Source organism: Cupriavidus sp. FW306-1B-F12B, assembly GCF_058781795.1.
Window position 1 is genome coordinate 40523 of sequence record NZ_JBYSXC010000006.1, and the last position, 25124, is coordinate 65646.

The window sequence follows — 25124 nt, forward strand, 5'->3', positions numbered from 1 at the left end:
CCCGGTAGGCGGCCTATCGCAATTCCAAGGAAGAGTTGGGCAACTCAGAACACGCCTGGCAACGCACGGAATCGCACTTTTTCACGATACCGACAGTATTCGGGGTCGTCGGACAGTAGCTTTTCCTCGCGATTTATCCGTACAGCCTGCAGCGCGTACAGCCCGGCATAGACAAGCAAGTTCTGCAGCCCGAAGTTTGTGAGCAAGAAGCCGACGTCGGCGATGAGGTAGCCAAGGTAGATCGGATGTCGCACGAATCGATAAGCCCCGCTCGACACGATTCCGCGATTGGCCGGCAGTATTCCGAACGAGAACCGGAGCGAGATCTTTGCGTAGATTTGCCAGGTGATTCCTATGACCTGGAGGCCAGCGCCAAGTAATTCCGGTACAAGGTGCTGCCCTGGCGCCAGCTGAATTGCGAGGAAATAGTATGTGGCGCCTAGCGAGCAGATGACGGTGACCGGATTCCAGTCTCGTCTCTTCGGAACCCGGGCGAATAGAGATAGGCCAACGTTCAGGCAGTTTGCCAACACGAGCAGCAGCAAGGTGATTCGCGTCGGGTCCGCGAGCCAGTGCCGGATTGCCGCGTACGCGAACGCTGCAAACATGATGGCGGTGGTACTTCTGAGACTAGCCTCCAAGAGGAATTCTCGAAGTTCTGTTCTGGGCGCAGGGCCCCCTTGGGCCTTGTCCGCTGGGCATTCTGGCATGGCTTCCCCTTGTTTTGGTGGAGTCTTGGCGCTCCGCCTCACTGGCTGTCGTGCAGTTGTTGACCAAGCGTAGCCTGCGAATGCCAGACGTCCTATCGGGCAAAAGGATGTTTCGCCGATGAACCGCCCATTGCCTGGTCGATGGCGCAGGCCAAGGGAAAGGCCAGATGGAAATCGACAACGAGCTTGCGGATCGCTATCTGGCCGTCACATCGTTCGCCATTGCGATTGGGCCAAACTTGGCGATTTGAACAGCCCCTAGAGAAAAACCGGGCGGTCGTCCAGCTCGTTCGGGTTGTGCCCGCCGTCGGAGGGGAAGTGCGTGGCCAGCAGCGCATGGATGCTCGCCACCGTGGCCAGCACCGGCCGTACCGACAGGTCCTGCCTGAGCCCCAGCACCAGTTCGTCGCACAGCTCGCGCCAGGTGGCGGGCCCCACGCAGGCGTCGATGCCGCGGTCGGCCAGCAGCTCGACCGCATGGTCGGCCAGGTTGATATAGAGCAGCACGCCGGTATGGTCCGCGGTGTTCCAGACCTCGAGCGCGCCAAACAGGAAGCGGGCGCGCTCGCGCGGCGTGACGCCGGACCAGGCATCGCCCACCGGCAGGCTGGCTTCGATCACCACGCGGATCTCGCCGCGGTGGCTGGCTTCGCCGGCATGCACGGCTGCATGCAGCTGCTGCTGGGCTTCGGCCGGAAAGTGCTTGCGGGCTGCGCTGGCCGTGGTGGCGATATGGTGCAGGGCACGTCGGAGATTCGGCATTGTCTTCGTTCCTTGTGCTGTCACCAGTTGCCCGAGGCGCCGCCGCCGTCGAAGCCGCCGCCGCCCCCGCCACCAAAACTGCCGCCGCTGTCACCGCCCCCGCCAAATCCTCCGCCACCACCCCAGCCGCCGCGGCGGCCCCAGTCCTGCCCCATGGTGTAGCCGCCCAGTCCGCCGAGGCCGCCGGCGATCACGTCGCGCCCGCGCCGGGAGGTGACGATCTGCGGGCCGCGCCGGCGCAGGATGGCACTGAGGAAGAAGAACACGATGATCGCCAGCGGCAGCAGTGCCGGCAGCCACTCGGCCAGCGCGGACGATTGCTGCGCCTTGCGCTGCGGTGCCGCCAGGCCTTCCTTGTCGATGGTGGCCTGGATCGCCGAGATCCCCGCCGCCAGCCCGCCGTAGAAGTCGTTCTGGCGGAAGTGCGGGGCCATCACGTCCTGCAGGATGCGCTTGGACATGGCATCGGTCAGGGACCCTTGCACGCCGCGCCCGACCTCCAGCCGCATCTTGCGCAGCCCGGGCGGGTTGTCCTTGGCGATCAGCACGATCACGCCGTCGTCGATGCCCTTGCGCCCGGCGCGCCAGGCGTCGGCCACGCGGATGCTGTAGGCGTCGATCGGCTCGGGATCGGTGGTGGGCACCATCAGCACGAAGATCTGGCTGCCGCGTTGCTGCTCGTATTCCGCCAGTACGTTCTCGAGCGCGCCGCGCTGCTGTGGCGTCAGCGTGCCGGTCAGGTCGGTGACGCGCTGGGTCAGCGGCGGCACCGCGACGAAGCCGTCTGCCGCCAGCGCCGGGCCGGCCAGCAAGGCCGCCAGCCAGAGCAGGGCGGCCGCCAGCCAGGCGTGCCGCCAGGGCGAGCGCGGGGTTTGGCCCATGGTGTGGCGCGCCTCAGAACTTGACTGCGGGCGGCGTGGAGATGGCTTTCTCGTTGTCCACCGTGAACGACGGCTTGACCGGGTACTTGAAGATCATCGCCGTCAGGTTGGTCGGGAAGCTGCGCGCCAGCACGTTGTACTGCTGCACGGCGGCGATATAGCGCTGGCGGGCCACGGTGATGCGGTTCTCGGTGCCCTCGAGCTGCGACTGCAGGTCGCGGAACGAGGCGTCGGCCTTCAGTTGCGGGTAGTTCTCGGAAACCGCCAGCAGGCGCGACAGCGCGCCGGACAGCTCGCCCTGGGCCTGCTGGAAGCGCTTGAAGGCTTCGGGGTCGTTCAGGGTCTCGGGCGAGACCTGGATGCTGGTGGCGGCGGCGCGCGCCTTGGTCACGGCCTCGAGGGTCTCACGCTCGTGCGAGGCATAGCCCTTGACCGTGTTGACCAGGTTGGGGATCAGGTCGGCGCGGCGCTGGTACTGGTTGATGACTTCGCCCCAGGCGGCCTTGACCGCCTCGTCCTTGGCCTGGAAGTCGTTGTAGCCGCAGGCGGACAGCAGGCTGGCCATGAGCGCCAGCAGCAGCCAGCGCAAGACCGGCATCGGCGAGCTGCCGGGCAAGGAGGGGGACGAAGAAGCGCGCATCGGAGACTCCGCGGGTTGGACGAAAACCCAAGTGTAGCGCACCGCCCTTGTCGCCAGAGGTGCAGGCTGCGCACTGGTGCGCCGCCTGCCTGGCAAGGCCTCAGCCCGCCGCGAACGCCTTGCGCGCGGCCTCGAGCGTGGCCGCCAGAATGGCGTCGTCGTGCTGCGCCGAGACAAAGCCGGCCTCGAAGGCCGACGGCGCCAGGTAGACGCCGTGATCCAGCATGGCGTGGAAGAAGCGGTTGAAGCGCGCGGTGTCGCTCTTGGTCACTTCGGCGAAGCTGCCCGGCACGCCCTCGCGGAAGTAGATCCCGAACATGCCGCCGATAGCGTCCGCCGCGAACGGCACGCCCGCGGCCTTGGCGGCCTCGGCCAGGCCGTCGGCCAGCTTGCGGGTCTGGCTGGCCAGGCGGTCATAGAAGCCGGGTGCCTGGATCAGCTTGAGCGTGGCCAGGCCCGCGGCCACCGCCAGCGGGTTGCCCGACAGCGTGCCGGCCTGGTAGACGCCGCCCAGCGGCGCCAGCTTGGCCATGATGTCGCGGCGCCCGCCGAAGGCCGCCGCCGGCATGCCGCCGCCGATCACCTTGCCCAGGCAGGTCAGGTCGGGCCGGATGCCGTAGTGCGCCTGCGCGCCGCCCAGCGCCACGCGGAAGCCGGTCATGACCTCGTCCAGGATCAGCACTGCGCCGTCGCGGGTGCAAAGCTCGCGCATGGCCTTCAGGAAGGCATCGCTGGCGCGCACCAGGTTCATGTTGCCGGCCACCGGCTCGACGATCACCGCGGCGATCTCGCCGGCGTGCCTGGCGAAGGCCTGTTCCAGCTGCTCGACGTTGTTGTACTCCAGCACCATGGTGTGGCGCGTCACGTCGGCCGGTACGCCCGCAGACGACGGCGCGTTCTGGGTGGTGTCGGCAAAGGTCAGCAGGCCGGAGCCGGCCTTGACCAGCAGGCTGTCGGCGTGGCCGTGGTAGCAGCCTTCGAACTTGATGATCAGGTCGCGCCCGGTGAAGCCGCGCGCCAGCCGCAGTGCGCTCATGGTGGCTTCGGTGCCGGAGGAGACCAGCCGCACCTGCTCGATCGACGGCACCAGCTTGCAGATTTCCTCGGCCATGGTGATCTCGGCCTCGGTCGGGGCGCCGAACGAGAAGCTGTGCGCGGCGGTTTCCTGTACCGCACGCACCACTTCGGGGTGGGCGTGGCCCACGATCATCGGGCCCCAGGATCCGATGTAGTCGATATAGCGCTGCCCGTCGGCGTCCCACATATAGGCGCCTTCGGCACGCGTGATGAAGCGCGGCGTGCCGCCCACCGAGCGGAAGGCGCGCACGGGCGAATTGACGCCCCCGGGAATGGTCTGCTGGGCGCGGTCGAAGAGCTGCTGATTACGGGACATGGCGTTGAGGTGAGGACAAGGACTGCAGGGATCGTGTGCGGCGGCCCCGGGACTTATCGTTGACATGCGGCAAAAACAGCGGAAATTCGCTGCAATTGCCGGCCAATCAGGCGCTAACAGGGCGCTAACATGCGCGAACACGGCGGATCTGGCACGATTCTGGCGGCCGCCGGCTGGCGCCGGCGGCACGGTTTCGGTACCATCTGCGCTGGATTTTAATGGAGAGTGGCCAGAGCCTGTTATGGAATACAAGACTTGGATGTGCCTGATCTGCGGCTGGATCTACGATGAAGCCGCAGGCGCGCCGGAAGACGGCATCGCCCCCGGAACCCGGTGGGAAGACGTGCCGATCAACTGGACCTGCCCGGAATGCGGTGCGCGCAAGGAAGATTTCGAGATGGTCGCCATCTGAGGCGGCGTCCCCAGAAGAACAATAACCGGGCGCGCGTCGCGCCGATGCGACAAAACGCCGGCCGGCCGCGGCCGGCCCCGATTGACGGCCCCCCGGCGTCTTGTCACACTCTGTTGCAAAATGACTGCCCGTCCCCCTGCCGCTGGTGGGGAGGACGGTAGGCAGGTGCGGGTTCCACGCACCGCCACTGCCGGGCATAGCCCGGCCTTGGAAGGGAAACAAGAATTGTCGGGGGTCCGTCGGAGCGCGCATGGGTCGCGCTGCTCCGCACGGGTGTTCTCTAGTGCTTGCCGGCGCTCCGCAAGGGGCAGCTGGTCGCGGGAACAACAATGCGGGTCGCTCAAACAGAAGAATACCAGCGGGTCAATACCGCCGGCGCCCAGGGTCTGGCGCCTGGCGTTTCCATTCCGGACACCACGGCGCAGCCGCGCCGCAAGGTGCTGGTCATCGATGATTCCAGCACCATCCGCCGCACCGCGGAAATCTTCCTGTCGCAGGCGGGATACCAGGTGGTGCTGGCCGAAGACGGCTTCGAGGCGCTCGCCAAGGTGGGCGAGCTGCACCCGGACCTGGTCTTCTGCGACATCCTGATGCCCCGCCTGGACGGGTACCAGACCTGCTCCCTGATCAAGAAGAGTCCGCGCTTTCACGCCATCCCCGTGATCATGCTGTCCTCGCGCGACGGCGTGTTCGACCGCTCGCGCGGCCGCCTGGTCGGCGCGCACGACCATCTTGCCAAGCCTTTTACCCGCGAAGCGCTGCTGCACGCCGTGCAGGCCTGCCTGCCATGCCAGGCCGCGGGCCACGTGCTGCCTGCCTGAAGCGCATGCACGCGACGCCATGTACGAATCGAAGGAAAACCTCATGACTGCCATCAACAAGATCCTGATCGTCGACGACTCCCCCACAGAAGCCCTGTTCATGTCCGACCTGCTCGGCAAGCGCGGCTTCAAGGTCTCGGTTGCCAGCAACAGCGACCAGGCCTTCGCGCGCCTGCAGGCCGAGAGCTTCGACCTGATCCTGATGGACGTGGTGATGCCCGGCCAGAACGGCTACCAGGCCACCCGCGCGATCAAGCGCGACGACCGCTTCAAGGACATCCCGGTGATCATGTGCACCAGCAAGGGCCTGGACACCGACCGCATCTGGGGCATGCGCCAGGGCGCGTCGGACTACATCGTCAAGCCCGTCGACGGCGAAGAGCTGCTGGGCAAGATCGCCGCGCTGGCGCACTGAGCTGCCAGCGCAGGCCGTACGGGAAGCCACTGCCACCTGTTCCGGGGACCGCCAGATGAACGCGCCACGCCAAGACCTCCGCGCCCGCCAGACCCGCCTGCAGGACTACCAGGCCATGCTGGCCCGGCGCCTGCGCGAGGCGCGCAGCCTGCCCGCGGCCGACAGCTACCTCGCGCTGCAGGTGGGCGCGCGCAACTGGCTGCTGCCGCTGGCCGATACCGGCGAAGTGCTCGACATGCGCCCGCCCAGCCCGGTGCCGCTGACGCAGCCGTGGTACAGCGGCCTGGTCAATGCGCGCGGCAGCCTGCTGGGCGTGATCGATTTCAGCCTGTTCTGCGGTGGCGCGCCAACGCCGCTGCAGCCCGGCAGCAAGATCGTGGTGCTGTCGCGCCAGGTCGAGCGCGCCTGCGCGATCCTGGCCACGCGCGTGGCGGGTTTGCGCCATGCCGCCGACCTGAGCCTGCCGCACGGCGATGCGGCGCCGCCACCGGCCGGCACGCCGGCATGGGAAGGGCAACGCTTTGCCGACCGCGACGGGCGTGACTGGCAGGTGCTGGACGTGCGCGCGCTGCTGGACGCGCCGGCCTTCCTGCAGGTGGGACGGGTTGCGGCCTGAGGCCTGGGGCCGGCCGCCGCGCCAATAACAAGAAACAAGAATGACGCGCAGGCCAGGGCCTGCCGCACCCGGCACGAGCCGCCGGGCATGACAACGATTAAATGGAAGAGGGTGCCATGGGTTTCAAGAAATTCAGCCTGGGCCGGCGCACGCCGGCAGCCGAAGCAGCCGCCGGCATGGCCTATGCCGGCGGCCCGGAACCCGCACCGGCACCCCCATCCGCCGACGGCCTGGGCGCCACGCCAATGGAGCATGTCACGCGCTGGCTTGGACGCATGCCGTTCTCGTCGCAGCAGCGGCTGCTGACGGTGGGCGTGGTGGTGTCGCTGGTGGCGCTGCTTGGCTCGGTGTACCTGGACAACCGCATCGCCAACAACGCCGCCGCGCAGATCGAGATCGCCGGCGACATGCTGATGCACTCGCAGCGCCTGGGCAAGGCGGTGCCGGTGGCGCTGCTGGGCAATGCGCAGGCCTTCACCCAGCTGCGCCAGTCGAAAGACGCGCTGGCGGGCGACCTGAAGGCGCTGCAGCAAGGCAGCGACGAGAAGCGCGTGCGCGCCACCACCGGCGCGGCCGAACCGCTGCTCGAGACCGCGATGCAATCGTGGAAGCGCTCCGAGAAAAGCGCCGCCGACGTGCTGGCGCAGCAGCCCGTGCTGACCACCATCGGCCAGACGCTGCAGATCTTCAACGCTTCCAACCCCGAGCTGCTGGAATCCGCCGAACAGGTCGCGGCAATCAAGCTGCAGTCCGGCGCCAACGCGCGCGAGGTGGCGGCGTCCGCGCAGCTGGTGATGCTGACGCAGCGCCTGGGCAAGAACCTGAACGAGTTCCTGGCCGGCGAAGGCGTCAACCCTGAAACCGCATTCCTGCTGGGCAAGGACACCAACACCTTCCGCGAATCGCTGGACGGCCTGCTCAACGGCAGCGAGGCGCTGCGCCTGTCGGCGGCCGCCGATGAAGAGACGCGCGGCTACCTGCAGCAGTTGTCGCAGCGTTTTGAGGCGGTGCAGAAAACCACGCAGACCATCCTGCAGAACCTGCCCGGCCTGATTGCCGCCAAGCGCGCGCAGCAGCAGATTTTCAACGACAACGAGGCGCTGCGCGGCGAGCTCTCGGCGCTGCAGCGCGCCTACGCGCAGTCGGCGCGCGTGCGCCCGGTGACGCTGGGCGCGACCGTGGTGTCCGCGGCCATGACGCTGCTGTGCCTGGTAGGCCTGGCGGCGCTGTACCTGCGCGATTCACGCATGCGCGCGCTGGAAGCCGAGGCGCGCGAGCGCGAGGCCGAGTCCCGCCGCCTGGACGAAAAGCGCAACAACGACAACACCCAGAAGGCGATTCTGCAGCTGATGAACGAGCTGCAGGACATCGCCGACGGCGACCTGACGCGCCAGGCCACGGTGACCGAGGACATCACCGGCGCCATCGCCGACTCGGTCAACTACACCGTGGAAGAACTGCGCGAGCTGGTCGGCCGGGTGCAGCAGACCGCCGGCGAGGTGACGCAGGCCTCGGGGCAGGTGCAGTCCACCTCGACCCAGCTGGTGTCGACCACCGAAGAGCAGTCGCGCCAGATCCGCCAGACCGGCGAATCGGTGGTGGAGATGGCCGACCGCATCACGCAGGTGTCGCGCGGCGCGGCCGAGTCCGCCAACGTGGCGCGTGCCTCGCTTTCTGCCGCGGAGCAGGGCCAGCAGGCGGTGCAGAACGCCATCACCGGCATGAACGACATCCGCGAGCAGATCCAGGAAACCTCCAAGCGCATCAAGCGCCTGGGCGAGTCGTCGCAGGAGATCGGTGAAATCGTCGAGCTGATCTCGGACATTACCGAGCAGACCAACGTGCTGGCACTGAACGCCGCCATCCAGGCCGCGTCCGCGGGCGAGGCCGGGCGCGGCTTCTCGGTGGTGGCCGAAGAAGTGCAGCGGCTGGCCGAGCGTTCCGGCGAGGCCACCAAGCAGATCGGCGCGCTGATCCGCACCATCCAGACCGATACCCAGGACGCGGTGCACGCCATGGAGCGCAGCACCCAGGGCGTGGTGGAAGGGGCGCGGCTGTCCGACAATGCCGGCGCCGCGCTGGTCGAGATCGGGCGCGTGTCGCGCCAGCTGGCCGAGCTGATCGAGCAGATCTCGCAGTCCACCTCGCACGAGGCCGACCTGGCCACCACCGTGGCCCGCCATATCGAGCGCATCCTGCAGGTCACCGAGCAGACCACCACCGGCACGCGGCAGACCGCGCAGTCGGTGCGCCAGCTGACGCTGCTGACCGAAGAGCTGCGCAACTCCGTGTCGCGATTCAAGATCGCCTGAGTGGCCGGATGACGCCTGCGACCGCTTCCGCGCACCGCGGCCTTACCGGGCTTAGCGGCCACGCGCTCCATGCCAACTCCGCGCCTGCCGCCTGTTGCGGCAGGTTGCCCGCGGCCGCCCTCCGGGCGCCGCACTGGAAGCCGTCATGTCCCTGAATTTCCCTGTCCCGCGCGATGGCGCCGCAGCCGGCGCACCGGCTGAAGCCAGCGCCGTGCCCGAGCCGGCTCCGGCGCCGCCGTCCGCCAGCGCGCCAGCTGTTTCCGATCCAGGCGCCCCCGCGCGCGACCTGTCCGGCCTGGCGTGGCTTGCGCCGAGCCTGCGCAGCGCGCTCGAAGACGCCGCCGCCGAGCTTGGCCACTATGTCGACGAGGTCCGCCAGGCGCCCGAAGCGCTGGGCGCGCGCGACACCACCTCGCTGCGGCTGGCCGGCCAGCACCTGCACCAGGCCGCCGGCGCGGTGCATATCGTCGGGCTGCGCGGCACCGATCCGTATTGCCAGGCCCTGCGCCGCCTGCTCGAAGCCATCGACGCCGGCACCGTTGCCGCCGGCCCGGAGGCGCTGGCGGTATTCCGCGCCGGCGTGCAGGCATTGGCCGAGTATGTCGACGACCTGATGGCCGGCGACGATGAGACGCCGCTGCGCCTGTTCCAGCCCTATGCGGGCGTGCTGGCGCACCTGGGCGAAGAGCGCGTGCATCCGGCCGACCTGTGGCTCGATGAGCTGCAGATGCTGCCCGGCATGCTGCTGCCGGCAAAGGGCCCGGCGCCGGTCATGCGTGCGCGCCAGCAGTTTGAATCGGCCTTGCTCAAGGCATTGCGCCTGCCTGCGTCGTGCACCGACGCGGCGCTGCTGCGCGAAGCCTGGCTGCCGCTGTGCGCGGCGCTGGACGAGGTGCGCGCCAACGAGCAGGAGGCGCGCCGCGCGGCGGATCACCCGGACCGCGGGGTCTGGCATGTGCTGGCGCTGGTGTTCCGCGTGCTGGGCCTTGGCCTGTTGCCTTCGGACCTGCTGGCCAAGCGCTTTGCGGGCCGCGCCAACCTGCTGCTGCGCCAGTATCTGCAGGGCCATGTGCGCGTGCCGCAGGCGCTGCTCAACGATGCAGTGTTCCTGCTGGTCTGCACCGGCCTGGCCCGCGACCAGGACGACGATGGCGTGGCTGAGCCGCGTGCCGCATTGCGTGCCGATATTGCGCGCACGCTCGCGGCGTTCCGCCTCGATCCCGCGCACGCGCTTGCCAATGCGGACTTCCGCCAGCGCTATTACGGCTGGCTCGACCCGATCGACACGCGCAACCTGCAGCAGGCCGCCGCCGGGCTCGAGCACGCCGCCGCGGGCGAACCGGCCGGCTGGGAAACCGCACTGGCCGCGCTGGCCGAAGCCGCGCAGCCGCTCGGGCAGCCGGCGCTGCAGCGCTGCCTGGCGCAGGTGGCCATGCACGGCGGGCAGCATCACCGCGGCGACGCGCTGGGCGCCGCCGGCATCGCGTTGTTCCTGGCGCGCGCGCTGGCGCTGCCGTGGCGCGTGCACGGGCAATCCGCCCATCCGGCGGCGGCGCGTTTTGCCGCGCAGTGCGAGGCGCTGGCGACATGCCTGGCCGATCCCGCCGCGAGCGCGCCCGCGTGGCTTGCGGGCATGGTCGACGAGGCGCGCGCCCAGGCGCTGCGCAGCGAGGCCGTGACGCAGCTGCGGGCGCAGCTGGACAGCGGCGAATCGTGGCTGGACAGCTTCGACCGCAACGCGGCCCGCGCCGAAGGCGCCGGCCACCTGCGCGATGCGTGCCAGGCCTTCGCCGCGCTTGGCGCCACGCTGGCGCAATTGCAGTCGTCCGCCGCGCTGCCTGCAGCGCTGGTGGACGATGCCGCGCAGGCCGCCGCCGCGGTGCAGTCCGTCAATGCGCGGCTGGCCGTTTCGGGCGAACTCGCCGATGCCAGTGCGCGCGCCGCGCTGCTGGGCGAGGTCGCAGCCGAGCTGGGCGCGGTCCATGCCTTTGCCGATGCGCTGGAATTCGGCCGCGTGCGGCGGGCCGATACGCTTGCCGAGGCCGGCGAGCCCGATGCGCCGCGCGCTGCGCAGCATCCGCTGGCCGCCGCGCGCGCCGCCGCGGCCGAGGCGATCCAGGCTGGCCCCGTTCCCGATGCGCCGCCAGTGCAGCGCCTGCGTGCCGCGCTGCAGGCGCTGGCCGACCAGGCCACCATCGACGACGATGCCGCGCTGCGCCGCCAGGCCGCCGAAGCCACCATGCAATGCAATGCCTGGCTGGCCGGCAGCGATGATGCGGCCGACAGGCTGGCACTGGCACTGGCCGAGCCGGCACGGGCTGCCGCACCCGCAGCCGCGCCGCCCGCGGCGCAAGGCCTGCCGGCTGACGGCGACAAGGCGGCGCTGGACGCCGAACTGCTCGGCATCTTCCTGAACGAAGCCGACGAGGTGCTGGGCGGTATCGCCGGCGACCTCGGCTCGGGCGTTGAGGCGCTGCACGATGCCGATACCCTCAGCCGCGTGCGGCGCGCCTTCCATACGCTCAAGGGCTCCAGCCGCATGGTCGGCCTGCATCGCTATGGCGAAGCGGCCTGGGCGGTCGAGCAGGTCATGAACCTGTGGATTGCCGAAGCGCGCGAGCCGGTGCCCGCGCTGCTGTCGCTGCTGCGCCGCGCGCATGCCGAACTGTCGGCGTGGGTGGCACAGCTGCATCGCGACGCGGCGACCTGGCACGACATCGCGCCGCTGGTGGCAGCCGCCGAAGCGGTGCGCGATCCGGGCGCCGCGCAGGCCGCGGATGAACTGCCAGTACTGCCCGGCGCGGCTGCGGAAGCGCCACCCGGGCCGGCCGCCGAAGCCGCCGGTCACACCGGCGCCGATGCGGTCGGGCACGGCGAAGACAATGTGATCCCGTTCCGCCTGTCCGGGGGGCTGTCGGACGAGGACGACCACTACAAGGTGATCGGGCCGGTGCGCATCGGCCTGGCGCTCTACAACGTCTACCTGCAGGAGGCCGACGACCTGCTGCGCCAGTTCGCCACCGACATCTCGGAATGGCGGCATGAAGGCCATCCGTGCCCGAGCGAGCTGGGACTGCGCGTTGCCCACACGCTGCAGGGCAGTGCGTCCACCGTCGGCCTGGAGCCCGTGCGTGAGATCGCCGAGGCGCTCGAGGCCCTGCTGCTGCAGCTGGGCTCGCACCCGGTGGCGATGCACCCGGGCGACTTCCGCCTGCTGGAGCAGGCGGTCGAGCGCCTGCGCGGCATGCTGCACCAGTTTGCCGCGGGCGTCTGGCCGGATGCCGATGCCGGCCTGCGCCGCAGCCTGGTTGAGTTTGGCGAGCGCGCGCTGCTGCGTCCGCGCGTGGCGGTGCCCGTGCCGCAGGCGCCGGCCGAGCCGGATGGTTCGGTGGCGCAGCTGCTGGGCCAGTTGCCGCCCGCGCAGGAAGACCAGCCGGAGCCGCCGGCATTGCCCGGGCCGGAGGCCGCACAGCCGCCGGTCGTGCCGCATGACGCGGTGGTTATCGCGCTGCCGACCCCGCACCGGGCGCCCGCTGCGCCGGTAGCGGACGAGGGCGCCGCGCCGGATCCCGCGCTGGTCCAGATCTTCCTGGAAGAGGCACAAGGCACGCTGCCCGAGCTGGGCAAGCTGCTGCGCGGCTGGGAAGCCGCCCCGGAAGACTCGCGCCACGGCGGCCTGGTGCTGCGCGCGCTGCATACGCTCAAGGGCAGTGCGCGCATGGCGGGTGCCATGGCGCTGGGCCAGGCCGCGCATGAAATGGAGACGCTGCTCGACGCCAGTCTGCGCGGGCAGGGGCAGCAGGCCGTCGGGCCAAAGCTGTTCGAGCGGCTCTATGCCTGGTACGACCGCATCCTGGCGCATGTCGAGGCGCTGCCGACTGGCCGCCTGCTGCCCGCGGACGATCCGGACGTGGTCAACGGCCTGGCCGAGGTGCCCGAGCAAGCGCAGGCCGATGCGCCGCTGCCGCAGGCGGATACCGTCGTCGAGGCGGTGCCCGCCGCCAGCCTGCCCGCCATGCCGGGGCCGGCAGACGTGATGGTGGCGATGCCGCCGGCCGTGCCCGCCGAGCCGCAACGCGCGCTGGTGCGCGTGCAGGCGCGCGCGCTCGACACGCTGATCAACGAAGCCGGCGAAGTCGGCGCCACGCGCGCGCGCCTGGACAGCGAACTGGAGGCGATGCGCGCCTACCTGGGCGAACTGAACGACAACGTCGCGCGTCTGCGCGGGCAGTTGCGTGAAATCGAGATCCAGGCCGAATCGCAGATGGCGTCGCGCATTGCCGACGCGCAGCACAAGCAGGAATTCGACCCGCTCGAGTTCGACCGCTTCACGCGCTTCCAGGAGCTGACGCGGATGATGGCCGAGTCGGTCAACGACGTGGCCACCGTCGAGCAGAACCTGCAGCGCGGCTTTGACCGCGCCGCCGGCGACCTGGCGGCGCAGGCGCGCCTGACGCGCGGCTTGCAGCGCGGGCTGATGCAGGCGCGCATGGTGCAGTTCGACGCGCTGGCCGAGCGCCTCTATCGCGTGGCGCGCCAGGCCGCGGCCGAGACCGGCAAGGAAGTGCGCCTGCTGATCAAGGGCGGCACCGTGGAAATCGACCGCTCGGTGCTGGACCGCATGGCCGGCCCGATCGAGCACCTGATCCGCAACGCGGTGGTGCATGGCATCGAGGCAACCGCGCAGCGCCGCGCCGCGGGCAAGGCCGCCACCGGCGCGCTGACACTGGAGGTGCAGCAGGAAGGCAACGAGGTGGTGCTGCATTTCGTCGATGACGGCGGCGGGCTGGACCTGGAGCGCATCCGCGCGCGCGCAGTCGAGCGCCGCCTGTTGGCGCCGGACGACGACGCCAGCGAAGCGCGCCTGACCGAGCTGATCTTTGCGCCGGGCTTCTCCACCGCCGACGCGGTGTCGGAGCTGGCCGGCCGCGGCGTGGGCATGGACGTGGTGCGCGCCGAGACCGTGGCGCTGGGCGGACGCATCACGCTGGAGTCTAAGCCCGGGCAGGGCACCACCTTCACCGTGCACCTGCCGCTGACCACGGCGATCACGCAGGTGCTGGTGATCTCGCTGGGCGCGCGGCGCTATGCCGTGCCCAGCGGCATGATCGACCAGGTCCAGCAGCTGCGCGCCCCGGCACTGCTGGACGCTTACAACCAGGGCCGCCTCACTGTGGCCGGCGCCGAGGTGCCGTTCTTCTACTTCGGCGCGCTGCTGGAGGAAGGCAACGCGGTCGCGGCCGGGCGCAAGTATTCGCCGGTGGTGCTGGTGCGCAGCGGCGCCGAGCGCGTGGCGGTGCATGTGGACGATGTGGTCGGCAACCGCGAAGTGGTGGTCAAGCATATCGGCCCGCACCTGGCACGCCTGGAAGGCATTGCCGGCGCGACCACGCTGGGCGATGGCGAGATCGTGCTGATCTACAACCCGGTGGTGCTGGCGCAGCGCTTGGTGCGCGAACGCGGCCAGCCGGTGCCGCAGGCCTTGCCGCAGACGCCTGCCGTGCAGGCGCGGATGGGCGCGGTCGCGGAACTGGCGGGCGACGGCACCACCGAGCCGGTGCGCGGCCTGGCGGTGCAGCCGACCGTGATGGTGGTGGATGACTCGCTGACCGTGCGCAAGGCCACCCAGCGCCTGCTGGGCCGCGCCGGCTACCAGGTGGTGCTGGCGCGCGACGGTGTGGATGCGCTCAAGCAACTGCAGGATGTCATGCCGGACGCGATGCTGGTCGACATCGAGATGCCGCACATGGACGGCTTCGACCTGACCCGCAACGTGCGCTCCGACGCGCGCACCGCGCATATGCCGCTGGTGATGATCACCTCGCGCACGGCCGACAAGCACCGCCGCTATGCCGAGGAGATCGGCGTCAACGTGTACCTGGGCAAGCCTTACAACGAGGATGAGCTGCTGGGCACGCTGCATCGGTTGCTGGGTGAGCGGGCGGCCGGTACGGCGGGGTCGGTGGGGCAGATGCTGGGGGACGGCTAGGCGGGCTGACGGTTTGCTCCCCTCTCCCGCAAGCGGGAGAGGGGAGCCTGCGGTTGGCATGCAACGGACAGCGGCTTACTCAAGGGCCTTTTTTCCTCCCTCCTCCACGGGCGCGCCACCCGGCGCGCCCTCCCAACTGACTACCAGCGCATCTGCGCGTTCTTGCCGCCGGTGCTTACCGTCGCGCTCTTGGTCCGGCCCTGGTAAGTCGCCCGCACGCTGTACGTGCCAGACGGCGCCTTCAGCAGGCAGCGCGGACCGTCGGCGACAAAGCTGGCGACTTCCTTGCCGCCGCGCATCAGCTTGACGTCAACGTCGGACAGGTACTCGCCGCGCGCGCCCTGCGTGAACAGCAGGCTCATGTTGTACTTGCGCGCTTCCGATTGCAGCGCGACCTGCTCGTCTTCGGCGACACCGCCGCAGATATAGGCGACCGAGCCGGCCGTACGCTGCACCATCGCATCACGCGGCGGCGGCGGGGGCGGCGTGGTCAGCGGCGGACGTGGCTGCGCGGGCGCTGCCATCGGCGGTGGCGCCGGTGCGGCCGGCGGCGGGACGGTGGGCGCGGGTGCCGGGGACGCCGTCGGCGGCGGTGCTGCCGTGGCAGGCGCCGCTATGCCCGGTGCGGGCTGTGTGGCAGGGGGCATGGTTTCTGCCGGCGGCGCGGCCGGCATCGTGACACCCGGGGTCGGCGCCATGGTGCTGCCCGGGGCAGCGGGCGCCGGGGCAGCGGGTGCCGGTGTGGCAGGCGCAGGGTTGGCGTCCACCACCGGCGCCTGCGCATGGCTGGCCGCCGGCACCAGGGCCAGCAGCGCGACCACGCCGGCGCTGAGCGCGATCACCAGGCGCTTGACGCGCGAGCGCCGTGCCAGGCGCGCTTCGACAAGTTCCAGCGAACGGGTAGGGGCAAACGGGGGCAGTTGCGGCATCGTGGCCTCCTTGGGCGAGCTTCGGAATCAGATGCCCCGGAGGACCCCGTGGGATCACTCCGGGTGTCTCCTTTCCATCCTAGGGCCCACGGATGGGCAACACTGCCGGGCTTGGTCCTACATCCGCGTCAGCCGACGGCGCATTGTGGCCCGCAAGCGGCGTGCGAGGGACTTTGCATGTGCCGCAAGCAAAACCGGCCCTTTTCCGCGTGGAAAAGGGCCGGCGCTCGCTTGTGCTGCTTGCAGCTGGCTACTTCCGGCTCACCAGCCGCTTGGGCACCGACAGCGTCAGCGCCGCGCCCACCACCAGGCAGGCGGCCAGCAGGTACATGCCCGAATCGGTGCTGTGGGTCAGGTCCTTGAGCCAGCCCACCGCATAGGGGCTGAGGAAGCCCGCAAGGTTGCCCAGCGAGTTGATCAGCGCGATGCCCGCGGCCGCGCCAGTGCCGGCCAGGAAGGAAGTCGGCAGGCTCCAGAACAGCGGCAGCGTGGTCAGGATGCCGATGGTGGCCAGCGTCAGCGCCACCATTGCCAGCGTGGTGTCGCTATGCCATTGCACCGACAGCAGCAGGCCCAGCGAACCGGCCAGCGCGGGCAGCGCGATATGCCAGCGGCGCTCGCCGCTGCGGTCTGCGCTGTAGGCCACCAGCACCATGCCGACCACTGCGCAGCCATAGGGAATGGCGGTCAGCAGGCCGATATCGAGCGCGCCCTTGACGCCGGTCTGCTTGATGATGGTCGGCAGCCAGAAGCTGACGCCGTACAGGCCCATCACGAAGCAGAAGTAGATCGCGCTCATCAGCCAGACGCGCGGGCTGGACATCACGGTGCGGATCGGCGGGTCTTCCTTGTGCGCATCCTCGCTGGCGATATTGCGCTCCAGCAGCGCCTTCTCTTCCGGCGACAGCCACTTGGCGTGGGCGATGCGGTCGTCCAGGTAGGCCAGCACCCACAGCCCCACCAGGATCGACGGAATGCCCTCGAGCAGGAACATCCACTGCCAGCCGGACCAGCCGTTGTGGCCGTGGAAGGACTGCATGATCCAGCCCGACAGCGGCCCGCCGATCACGCCTGCCAGCGCGACCGCAGTCATGAAGTAGGTGGTGGTGCGCCCGCGCCGGTTGGCCGGGTACCAGTAGGTCAGGTACAGGATGATGCCGGGGAAGAAGCCGGCCTCGGCAATGCCCAGCAGGAAGCGCAGCACGTAGAACATGGTCGGCGTGGTGACGAACATCATCGCCGCCGAGATCGCGCCCCAGGTGATCATGATGCGCGCGATCCAGATGCGCGCGCCCACCTTGTGCAGGATCACGTTGCTGGGCACTTCGAACAGGAAGTAGCCGATAAAGAAGATGCCGGCGCCCAAGCCATAGATGGTCTCGCTGAACTGGAGGTCGTTGAGCATCTGCAGCTTGGCAAAGCCCACGTTGACGCGGTCCAGGTAGGCCACCACGTAGCACAGCAAGAGGAAGGGCACCAGGCGCCAGCTGACCTTGCGGTAGGTGGCGTCTTCAAAGGCGGCGTCGCTGATGCCGGGGTTTACTGCGGTTGTTGTCATGCTGTCTCCTGAGGATATGGCGCTTCTGTGTGACGCGTTTACAGCTACGACTAAAGGGGAAGGCAGGTGGCCGGCACCGGCTCAGACGCAGCGGCCGCCGTCCACTTCGATGCAGGTGCCGGTGATAAAGGCAGCCTCGTCCGAGGCCAGGTACAGGCAGGCGTTGGCCACGTCCTGCGGGGTCGACATGCGGCCCATCGGGATGGTGGCAAGGAATCTGGCGCGGTTCTCGGGCGTATCGGGCATGCCCATGAATTCTTCGAGCAGGGCGGTGGCGCCGATCACCGGGTTGACGCAGTTGACGCGAATGTTGTCCTTGCCGAGTTCCGCGGCCATGGCCTTGCTGGCGGTGATCACCGCGCCCTTGCTGCCGTTGTACCAGACCAGGCCCGGGCGCGGCCGGATGCCGGCGGTGGAGGCGATATTGACGAACACGCCGCCGCCGCGCTGGCGGAAATGCGGGATAAAGGTACGCGCCGACCAGTAGATGCTCTTGACGTTGACGGCGTAGACGCGGTCGAACTCCTCCTCGGTGACTTCGAGGATGGGCTTGTTGCGATGGGTCGTGCCGGCGTTGTTGACCACGATATGGACGTCGCCGAAGGTGGCCAGCGCGGCTTCGCGCATGGCCTCGGTGCCGGCTTCGCGCGAAACGTCGGCGCGCACCGCGCGGGCCCGGCCGCCGGCGTCGCGGATCGCGGCGGCGACGCGTTCGGCGGCTTCCTCGCGCAGGTCGGCGACCACCACGTTGGCGCCTTCGCGCGCAAAGGTGTGGGCAATGCCTTCGCCGAACCCGGAACCGCCGCCGGTGACGATCGCTACCTTGTTGGCCAGTCTCATGGCTTGTCTCCTGGTGTTGTGGTTATGTTCTGGTGATCCGTGCTGCGGGGTACTCAATGCCTAGTGCGAGAACGGCCCCCGCCCGCGCAGGGCATTGGCAACCATCATCAGTGCCAGCAGGAAGGGCAGTGCCACATACAGGCACCAGTGCACGCGGTCGCCGACGACGTCGCCCCACTTGCGCTTGAAGACCTGCAGCCGCGGCATGCCGGAAGGATTGGTGGCGCGCTTGTTCCGGACATGCCATGCCATCCAGAAAAAGAAGATGGCAAAGGCGACGGACAGGAAATTGATGTTACCCATGTTGGATGGCGATGGTTTTCAGGGTGGTGAATCCGTACAGGGCCTCGAAGCCCTTCTCGCGGCCGTAGCCGGACTGGCCGGTGCCGCCGAATGGCAGTTCAACGCCGCCGCCGGCACCGTAGTTGTTGATAAAGACCTGGCCCGCGCGCAGCTTGTGCGCCAGGCGCAGCTGGCGCCCGCCGTCGCGGGTCCAGACGCCGGCCACGAGCCCGTAGGGCGTGCCGTTGGCCAGTGCGATGGCCTCGGCCTCGGTGTCGAACGGCATCGCCGCCAGCAGCGGGCCGAACACTTCTTCCTGCGCCAGCCGGTGTGCGGGTGGCACGTCGCGGAACAGCATCGGCACCTGGTAGTAGCCGGCCTCGGGCGCCTCGGCCACGATCTGGCCTTGCGCCATCACGGCCACGCCGGCGTGCTGCGCATCCGAGACAAAGTCCCACACGCGCTGCTGCTGCTTGCGGCTGATCAGCGGCCCGCATTCCAGGTCGAGCTCGGACGGGCCCACGCGCAGCGACTCGAACACCGACGCCAGCCGGTCGAGCAGCGCGTCATAGACCGGCCGCTCCACCAGCAGGCGGCTGCCGGCCGAACAGGTCTGGCCGGCATTCTGCACGATGCCGTTGACCACCACCGGCACCAGCGTATCCAGGTCGGCATCGGCAAAGACGATCTGCGGCGACTTGCCGCCCAGTTCCAGCGTGACCGGCACGTGGTTCTCGGCGGCCAGCTGGGCCACCTGCTTGCCGGTCTGGGGCGAGCCGGTGAACGAGATATGGTTGATGCCCGGGTGGCGCGCCAGCGCGGCGCCGGCTTCATGGCCGTAGCCGGTGATGATATTGAGCGCGCCTTCGGGCAGGCCGGCCTCGGCGGCGATCTCGGCCACGCGCAGCAGCGACAGGCAGGCGTCCTCGGCCGGCTTGACCACGCAGGCGTTGCCGGTGGCCAGCGCCGCGCCCACGCTGCGCCCGAAGATCTGCAGCGGGTAGTTCCACGGGATGATGTGGCCGGTCACGCCATGCGGCTCGCGCACGGTCAGCACGGTGTAGCCGGGGTTGTAGGGGATGGTCTGGCCGTGCAGCTTATCGACCGCGCCGGCGTAGAACTCGAAATAGCGGGCCACGGCGCGGGCATCGGCGCGCGCCTGGCGCAGCGGCTTGCCGGTGTCGCGGGCCTCGAGCGCGGCCAGTTCGTCCTCGTGCGCGATTAGCGCCACGGCGACGCGGTTGAGCAGGCGCACCCGCTCGGCCGGCGCCATCTGGCCCCAGGCGCCTTCGGCGGCCTGGCGCGCCGCATGGACGGCGACGTTGATATCGGTGGCGTTGCCGCGTGCGATCTCGGCGAACGGCTCGCCGTTGGACGGATCGAAGACCTTGATGCGCAGGCCGTTGTCGGGCGCGATCAGGCGGTTGGCGACGAAGTGCTGGGCGTGCATGGGTGGCTCCGGGGCGGCATGGGGGCAGCACGGGGGCTGCGCTATTCAGTGACGGCTGAAGAATGTGCCATTATCGCCGACAGCGGCCAGCGTGCAATGCGCCATGCCTGGCCCGCGTGTCAGCCTGCGGTCAGGCATGAGCCGCTATAATGCCCGCCATCCAACAACACACCGCAGGCATCTGGAGAACCGCATGAGCTTCAATCTCGTGTCCCCGGGCAAGGACATCCCCAACGATTTCAACGTCATCATCGAGATCTCGGCCCAGAGCGATCCGGTGAAGTACGAGGCAGACAAGGAAACCGGCCTGCTGTTCGTCGACCGCTTTATCGGCACCGGCATGCGCTATCCGGCCAACTATGGCTACATCCCGCAGACGCTGTCGGGCGACGGCGACCCGGTGGACGTGCTGGTGCTGTCGCCGTTCCCGATCCTGGCCGGTGCCGTGGTGCGCTGCCGTGCACTCGGCATGCTGAAGATGACCGATGAGGCAGGCGTGGATGCCAAGCTGGTGGCTGTTCCGGTGGACAAGCTGTCGCCGGCCACGGCCTACATGAAGGGCCTGTCGGACGTGCCGCAGAACCAGCTGGACCAGATCAAGCACTTCTTTGAGCACTACAAGGCACTGGAAGCCGGCAAGTGGGTCAAGGTCGAAGGCTGGGCTGGCATCGAGGAAGCCCACAAGGAAATCACCGACGGCGTGGCCAACTACAAGAAGTAAGCTGAACCGCCGCTGAAGAAGCCCCGCTCCGGCGGGGTTTTTTGTTGCCGCGCGCTTGATGCACGGCAGCATCCGGGCAAGCGCCTTGCGCTACGCTATGCGGGTGCTGACAAGAGGAGTCCTCATGAATCCCATCACCGAAATCCAGGCATTGCCGCAGGCCTTGTCGCCGCTGCGTCGCTATGACCGGCTGGCGGTGTGCTTCCACTGGGCGGTATTCCTGCTGGTGGCGCTGGCCTATGCCGCGATCGAGCTGAAGGGCAGTTTTGCCAAGGGCACGCCGCCGCGCGCGCTGGCCATGACAGTCCATGAATGGGCGGGGGCGCTGGTGCTGCTGCTGGCGGTGCCGCGCCTGCTGTGGCGCCTGGTGCGCGGCGCGCCCGCGCCGGAGCCGGGCGCGCGCTGGATGCAGTTGGCCGGCGAGGCCATGCACTGGGTGCTTTACCTGTATATCCTGGCCCAGCCGCTGCTGGGGCTGCTGGCGATGAACGCTGGCGGCCACCTGCTGGCGTTGCCTTCGCTGGGGCTGGAAGTGCCGGCGCTGGTGGCGGCCGACCCGGCACTGAAGGACACCGTCAAGGAGGTCCACGAGACCCTGGGCACCGCCTTCTACCTGGTGATCGGCCTGCACGCGATGGCGTCGCTGTTCCACCACTACATGCTGGGCGACAACACGCTGCGGCGGATGTGGCGCTGAGCGCCGGCTTGCGTGTTCAGGCGCGGGCGAACGGGTTGCGTTCGCCCAGTTCGTCCAGGTAGGCGTCGATGCCCTGGCGCTCGCGCTCAAGGAAGCGCTCGACGGCATCGGCAAAGGCGGGATGCGCCAGCCAGTGGGCCGAGCGCGTGGCCACCGGCAGGAAGCCGCGCGCCATCTTGTGCTCGCCCTGGGCGCCGCCTTCGAAGGTGCCTATGCCTTGCTCGATGCAGAATTCCAGCGGCTGGTAGTACGCGGTTTCGAAGTGCAGGCAGGCGTAGTGCTCCAGCGCGCCCCAGTAGCGCCCGTAGAGCGTGCTGACTTCCGGCGTATCGTCATAGACCAGCAGCGAACTGGCGATGGGCTGGCCGTCGCGCTCGGCGATCACCAGCAGCAGGTGCTGCGGCATGGCGGCGCCGATGCGCCGGAAGAAATCCAGGTTCAGGTAGGGCGTGGAATGGTGCTCGCGGTAAGTCTGGCGATAGCACCGGTTGAAGAATTTCCACGCGTCGTCGTCGATCTGCGCGCCACGCAGGCGCCGAAAGCTGATGCCGGCCTGCGCCACCTGCCGGCGCTCGGCGCGGATGTTCTTGCGCTTTTTCTGCGACAGCGTGGCCAGGAAGTCGTCGAAGCTGCCGTAGCCGTCATTGGTCCAGTGGAACTGCACGCCGTGCCGCATCAGCATGCCGGCCTGCTGCATCAGGGCGGCTTCCGCCTCGTCGGGGAACAGGATGTGCAGCGACGACATCTGGCTTTCGGCGGCCAGCGCCAGCGCCATCCGCAGCAGCAGGCGGCGCGCATGGGCGTCTTCGGCCAGCAGCCGCGCGCCGCGCACCGGCGTGAAGGGAATTGCCGCCAGCCATTTGGGGTAGTACTCGAGCCCGTTGCGGGCATAGGCGTCGGCCCAGGCCCAGTCGAAGACATATTCGCCATAGGAATGCGCCTTGGCGTAGAGCGGCATGGCCGCGGCCAGCCGTTCCGGGCGGCCGTCCTTGGCCGGCGCCCACAACGTCAGGTAGCGCGGGTTCCACCCGGTCTCGGCGCAGGCGCTGCCGCTGGTGTGCAGGGCGTGCAGGAAGGCATGCTTCAGGAACGGCGTGGCGTCGGCGTGGTGCGCCACCAGGGCGTCCCAGGCGGCGGCATCGATCTCGCCCAGGTCGGAGATGATTTCGGTACGGTATTCCTGCGCAGGGTCGCCTGCCGACTTGCGCTTGTGCTGTGCCGGCTGGCGCTGGTCCTTGCCCTCGCCGGGCACGCATGATTCAGACTGCATTGCACCAGTTCCCGTCTGTGGATCGATCGAGTCTACCGGAAACGATGCGCCGTTGCTGCGCCGCACGGCAGGCGCGGGGCGGGCGTCGTAAAATGGAGCATCCTCGTCACCAGTGCTTGCCGAGGCATCCCGGGATGCCTCAGGCGGCGGCATGGTCCGCATGGTTCGATAACCAAGGCCCGATATGAAGAACCCGTTTTTCAACCTGTATTCCCACGGCTTTGCGCGTGTCGCGGTGGGCGTGCCCGTCTGCCGGGTGGCCGACCCGGCCTTCAACGCCGCCGAGACCATTGCCCTGGCGGCGCAGGCGGCGCAGCAGGGCGCCGTGCTGGTGGCGTTCCCGGAGCTGGGCATCTCCGCCTACACCTGCGACGACCTGTTCCACCAGCGCGCGCTGCTGGACGCCTGCGAGGCGGCGCTGGCCACCATCGTCGAGGCCTCGCGCAAGCTGCCGGCGGCGCTGATCGTCGGCATGCCGCTGCGGGTCGAGCACCAGTTGTTCAACTGCGCCGTGGTGGTGGCGCGTGGGCATGTCCAGGGCGTGGTGCCCAAGTCCTACCTGCCGAACTACTGGGAGTTCTACGAGGCGCGCCAGTTCAGCGCCGCCGACAACGCCGCGGTCGAGACGATCCGGCTGCTGGGCCAGGACGTGCCGTTCGGCGCCGGGCTGCTGTTCGATGTCGAAGACATCCCCGACTTCCGCTTCCACGCAGAAATCTGCGAAGACGTCTGGGTGCCGATCCCGCCGTCGTCGTTCGCGGCGCTGGCCGGGGCCACGGTGCTGGTCAACCTGTCGGCCTCGAATATCGTGGTCGGCAAGGCCGGCTACCGGCACCAGCTGGTCTCGCAGCAGTCGGCGCGATGCCTGGCGGCCTACCTGTACACCTCGGCCGGCAAGGGCGAGTCCTCCACCGACCTGGCCTGGGACGGCCAGGCGCTGATCTGCGAGAACGGCGAGCTGCTGGCCGAATCCGAGCGCTTTGCCGATACCTCGCACCTGCTCTGCGCCGATATCGACGTCGAACGGCTGTCGCGCGAGCGCATGCACCAGGTCACCTTCGGCCACTCGGTGCGCCGGCACAAGGCAGAAGTGGACAAGTTCCGCGTGGTGCGCTTCCTGCTCGACCTGACGCTGGAGAAGTCGCTGCCGCTGGCGCGCAGCGTGGCGCGCTTCCCGTACGTGCCGGCCGATCCGCGCCAGCGCGACGAACGCTGCATGGAGGTCTACAACATCCAGGTGCAGGCGCTGGTGCAGCGCCTGTCGGCCAGCAAGATCAGCAAGGTGGTGATCGGCGTGTCCGGCGGGCTGGATTCCACCCATGCGCTGCTGGTCTGCGCCAAGGCGATGGACCGCCTGGGCCTGCCGCGCGCCAATATCCTGGCCTACACCATGCCGGGTTTTGCCACCAGCGACCGCACCCTGCTGCAGGCGCGCCAGCTGATGCAGGTGGTGGGCTGCACCGCGACCGAGATCGATATCCGCCCGTCGTGCCTGGCCATGCTGAAGGACCTGGGCCACCCGTACGCCGCCGGCGAGAAGGTCTACGACGTGACCTTCGAGAACGTGCAAGCCGGCGAGCGCACCAACCACCTGTTCCGTCTGGCCAATTTCCACCACGCCATCGTGATCGGCACCGGCGACCTGAGCGAACTGGCGCTGGGCTGGTGCACCTATGGCGTGGGCGACCATATGTCGCACTACAACGTCAACGCCAGCGTGCCCAAGACGCTGATTTCGCACCTGGTGCGCTGGGTGGCCGAGAGCGGGCAGGTGGGCGAGGGCGGTTCCGACGTGCTGCTGGCCGTGCTCGACACCGACATCAGCCCCGAGCTGGTCCCGGGCGACAGCAACCACGGCCCCGAGCAGAAGACCGAGAGCACCATCGGCCCGTATGAGCTGCAGGACTTCAACCTCTACCACACGCTGCGCTTCGGCTTCACGCCGTCCAAGATCGCCTTCCTGGCGCTGCATGCCTGGGGCGACCGCGAGCGCGGCGTCTGGCCCAATGGCCCGCATGTGGTGCGCAACCAGTACGGGCTGCCGGAGATCAAGCGCAACCTGGCGATCTTCCTGGACCGCTTCTTCCGCACCAGCCAGTTCAAGCGCTCATGCATCCCGAACGCGCCCAAGGTGGGCTCGGGCGGATCGCTGTCGCCGCGCGGTGACTGGCGCGCGCCGAGCGATTCAGAGTCGGTGGTGTGGCTGGCGGACCTGGAGAAGGTGCCGGATTGAGCGCAGCGCCGGTAGCCCCGCCTCTTGGGTGGCGGCTTGTGCACAGCTTCTCCAGTGGCTGTCCACAGGTTTATCCACAGGGCCGGGGCGTGCCCGGATGCGCGCTAGCCAATGCTGCGGCCGCGCCGGCTGTGGGGCAGGCGGAATTGCAAGCGGCCAAGGGCTGGTAAAATGCCACCCGGAGAGCGCCGCG

20 protein-coding genes are annotated in these 25124 nt (G+C 69.0%); 9 read left to right on the forward strand and 11 right to left on the reverse strand.

All coding sequences use genetic code 11. The features are described from left to right. Positions 1-44: 44 nt before the first annotated feature. The 5 genes from AC3WLE_RS12130 to hemL all read right to left on the reverse strand — a co-directional run bounded on the left by AC3WLE_RS12130 (position 45) and on the right by hemL (position 4386). The gene (locus tag AC3WLE_RS12130; RefSeq protein ID WP_492357155.1) at positions 45-608 is read right to left on the reverse strand and encodes a methyltransferase family protein; all 564 of its coding nucleotides are present in this window, start codon (positions 606-608) and stop codon (positions 45-47) included. 360 nt (positions 609-968) lie between these two features. Beyond that, positions 969-1472, reverse strand: a complete 504-nt coding sequence (locus AC3WLE_RS12135) for a TPM domain-containing protein (protein WP_492357156.1) — start codon at positions 1470-1472, stop codon at positions 969-971. 20 nt (positions 1473-1492) lie between these two features. Further along, positions 1493-2353, reverse strand: coding sequence for a TPM domain-containing protein (locus AC3WLE_RS12140; RefSeq protein WP_492357897.1), 861 nt, complete (start codon positions 2351-2353; stop codon positions 1493-1495). A 13-nt stretch (positions 2354-2366) separates the two neighbouring features. After that, on the reverse strand, positions 2367-2993 hold the full coding sequence (locus tag AC3WLE_RS12145) for a LemA family protein (RefSeq protein WP_492317504.1): 627 nt from the start codon (positions 2991-2993) through the stop codon (positions 2367-2369). Positions 2994-3093: 100 nt separating this feature from the next. Next, positions 3094-4386, reverse strand: coding sequence for a glutamate-1-semialdehyde 2,1-aminomutase (gene hemL / locus AC3WLE_RS12150; protein ID WP_492353364.1), 1293 nt, complete (start codon positions 4384-4386; stop codon positions 3094-3096). A gap of 241 nt (positions 4387-4627) precedes the next feature. Here hemL and AC3WLE_RS12155 point away from each other — a divergent pair, with 241 nt between their 5' ends. From AC3WLE_RS12155 to AC3WLE_RS12180, 6 genes are all read left to right on the forward strand, one after another. Further along, positions 4628-4798 (forward strand): rubredoxin, encoded by a 171-nt coding sequence (locus tag AC3WLE_RS12155; protein ID WP_010813017.1) that lies wholly within the window; start codon positions 4628-4630, stop codon positions 4796-4798. A 329-nt stretch (positions 4799-5127) separates the two neighbouring features. Beyond that, positions 5128-5619, forward strand: a complete 492-nt coding sequence (locus AC3WLE_RS12160; RefSeq protein WP_492317502.1) for a response regulator — start codon at positions 5128-5130, stop codon at positions 5617-5619. Positions 5620-5662: 43 nt separating this feature from the next. After that, entirely contained in the window at positions 5663-6034 is a 372-nt protein-coding gene (locus AC3WLE_RS12165) for a response regulator (RefSeq protein WP_010813015.1), read from the forward strand. A gap of 55 nt (positions 6035-6089) precedes the next feature. Then, entirely contained in the window at positions 6090-6650 is a 561-nt protein-coding gene (locus AC3WLE_RS12170; protein ID WP_492317501.1) for a chemotaxis protein CheW, read from the forward strand. A 116-nt stretch (positions 6651-6766) separates the two neighbouring features. Continuing rightward, positions 6767-8962 (forward strand): methyl-accepting chemotaxis protein, encoded by a 2196-nt coding sequence (locus AC3WLE_RS12175; RefSeq protein WP_492317500.1) that lies wholly within the window; start codon positions 6767-6769, stop codon positions 8960-8962. Between the two features lie 145 nt (positions 8963-9107). Next, a complete protein-coding gene (locus tag AC3WLE_RS12180) occupies positions 9108-14951 on the forward strand; it encodes a hybrid sensor histidine kinase/response regulator (RefSeq protein ID WP_492363577.1) in 5844 nt (1947 codons plus the stop codon). 140 nt (positions 14952-15091) lie between these two features. Here AC3WLE_RS12180 and AC3WLE_RS12185 read toward each other — a convergent pair whose 3' ends face one another. The 5 genes from AC3WLE_RS12185 to AC3WLE_RS12205 form a co-directional block, all read right to left on the reverse strand. Continuing rightward, positions 15092-15475, reverse strand: a complete 384-nt coding sequence (locus tag AC3WLE_RS12185; protein ID WP_492317686.1) for a hypothetical protein — start codon at positions 15473-15475, stop codon at positions 15092-15094. Between the two features lie 655 nt (positions 15476-16130). Continuing rightward, positions 16131-17438: an MFS transporter gene (locus AC3WLE_RS12190; RefSeq protein WP_492317498.1), complete on the reverse strand. Its 1308-nt coding sequence runs from the start codon at positions 17436-17438 to the stop codon at positions 16131-16133. 81 nt (positions 17439-17519) lie between these two features. Beyond that, a complete protein-coding gene (locus AC3WLE_RS12195) occupies positions 17520-18278 on the reverse strand; it encodes an SDR family oxidoreductase (protein WP_492317497.1) in 759 nt (252 codons plus the stop codon). Positions 18279-18338: 60 nt separating this feature from the next. Continuing rightward, entirely contained in the window at positions 18339-18581 is a 243-nt protein-coding gene (locus AC3WLE_RS12200) for a hypothetical protein (protein WP_010813008.1), read from the reverse strand. Beyond that, positions 18574-20010, reverse strand: coding sequence for an aldehyde dehydrogenase family protein (locus tag AC3WLE_RS12205; protein WP_492317496.1), 1437 nt, complete (start codon positions 20008-20010; stop codon positions 18574-18576). Before AC3WLE_RS12205 ends, AC3WLE_RS12200 begins: the two co-directional genes overlap by 8 nt. A gap of 193 nt (positions 20011-20203) precedes the next feature. Between AC3WLE_RS12205 and ppa the strand changes: the two genes are divergently transcribed. Together ppa and AC3WLE_RS12215 are read left to right on the forward strand one after the other, a co-directional pair. Beyond that, positions 20204-20731: an inorganic diphosphatase gene (gene ppa / locus AC3WLE_RS12210; RefSeq protein WP_035822416.1), complete on the forward strand. Its 528-nt coding sequence runs from the start codon at positions 20204-20206 to the stop codon at positions 20729-20731. 124 nt (positions 20732-20855) lie between these two features. Next, positions 20856-21428 carry a cytochrome b gene (locus AC3WLE_RS12215; protein WP_492317495.1) on the forward strand — a complete coding sequence of 191 codons (573 nt, stop codon included), beginning with the start codon at positions 20856-20858 and terminating at the stop codon, positions 21426-21428. A gap of 16 nt (positions 21429-21444) precedes the next feature. Here AC3WLE_RS12215 and AC3WLE_RS12220 read toward each other — a convergent pair whose 3' ends face one another. Continuing rightward, positions 21445-22698 (reverse strand): GNAT family N-acetyltransferase, encoded by a 1254-nt coding sequence (locus AC3WLE_RS12220; RefSeq protein ID WP_492356503.1) that lies wholly within the window; start codon positions 22696-22698, stop codon positions 21445-21447. Positions 22699-22882: 184 nt separating this feature from the next. Between AC3WLE_RS12220 and AC3WLE_RS12225 the strand changes: the two genes are divergently transcribed. After that, complete coding sequence (locus AC3WLE_RS12225) at positions 22883-24931, forward strand: NAD(+) synthase (RefSeq protein ID WP_492356504.1); 2049 nt, start codon at positions 22883-22885, stop codon at positions 24929-24931. Positions 24932-25124: the final 193 nt, after the last annotated feature.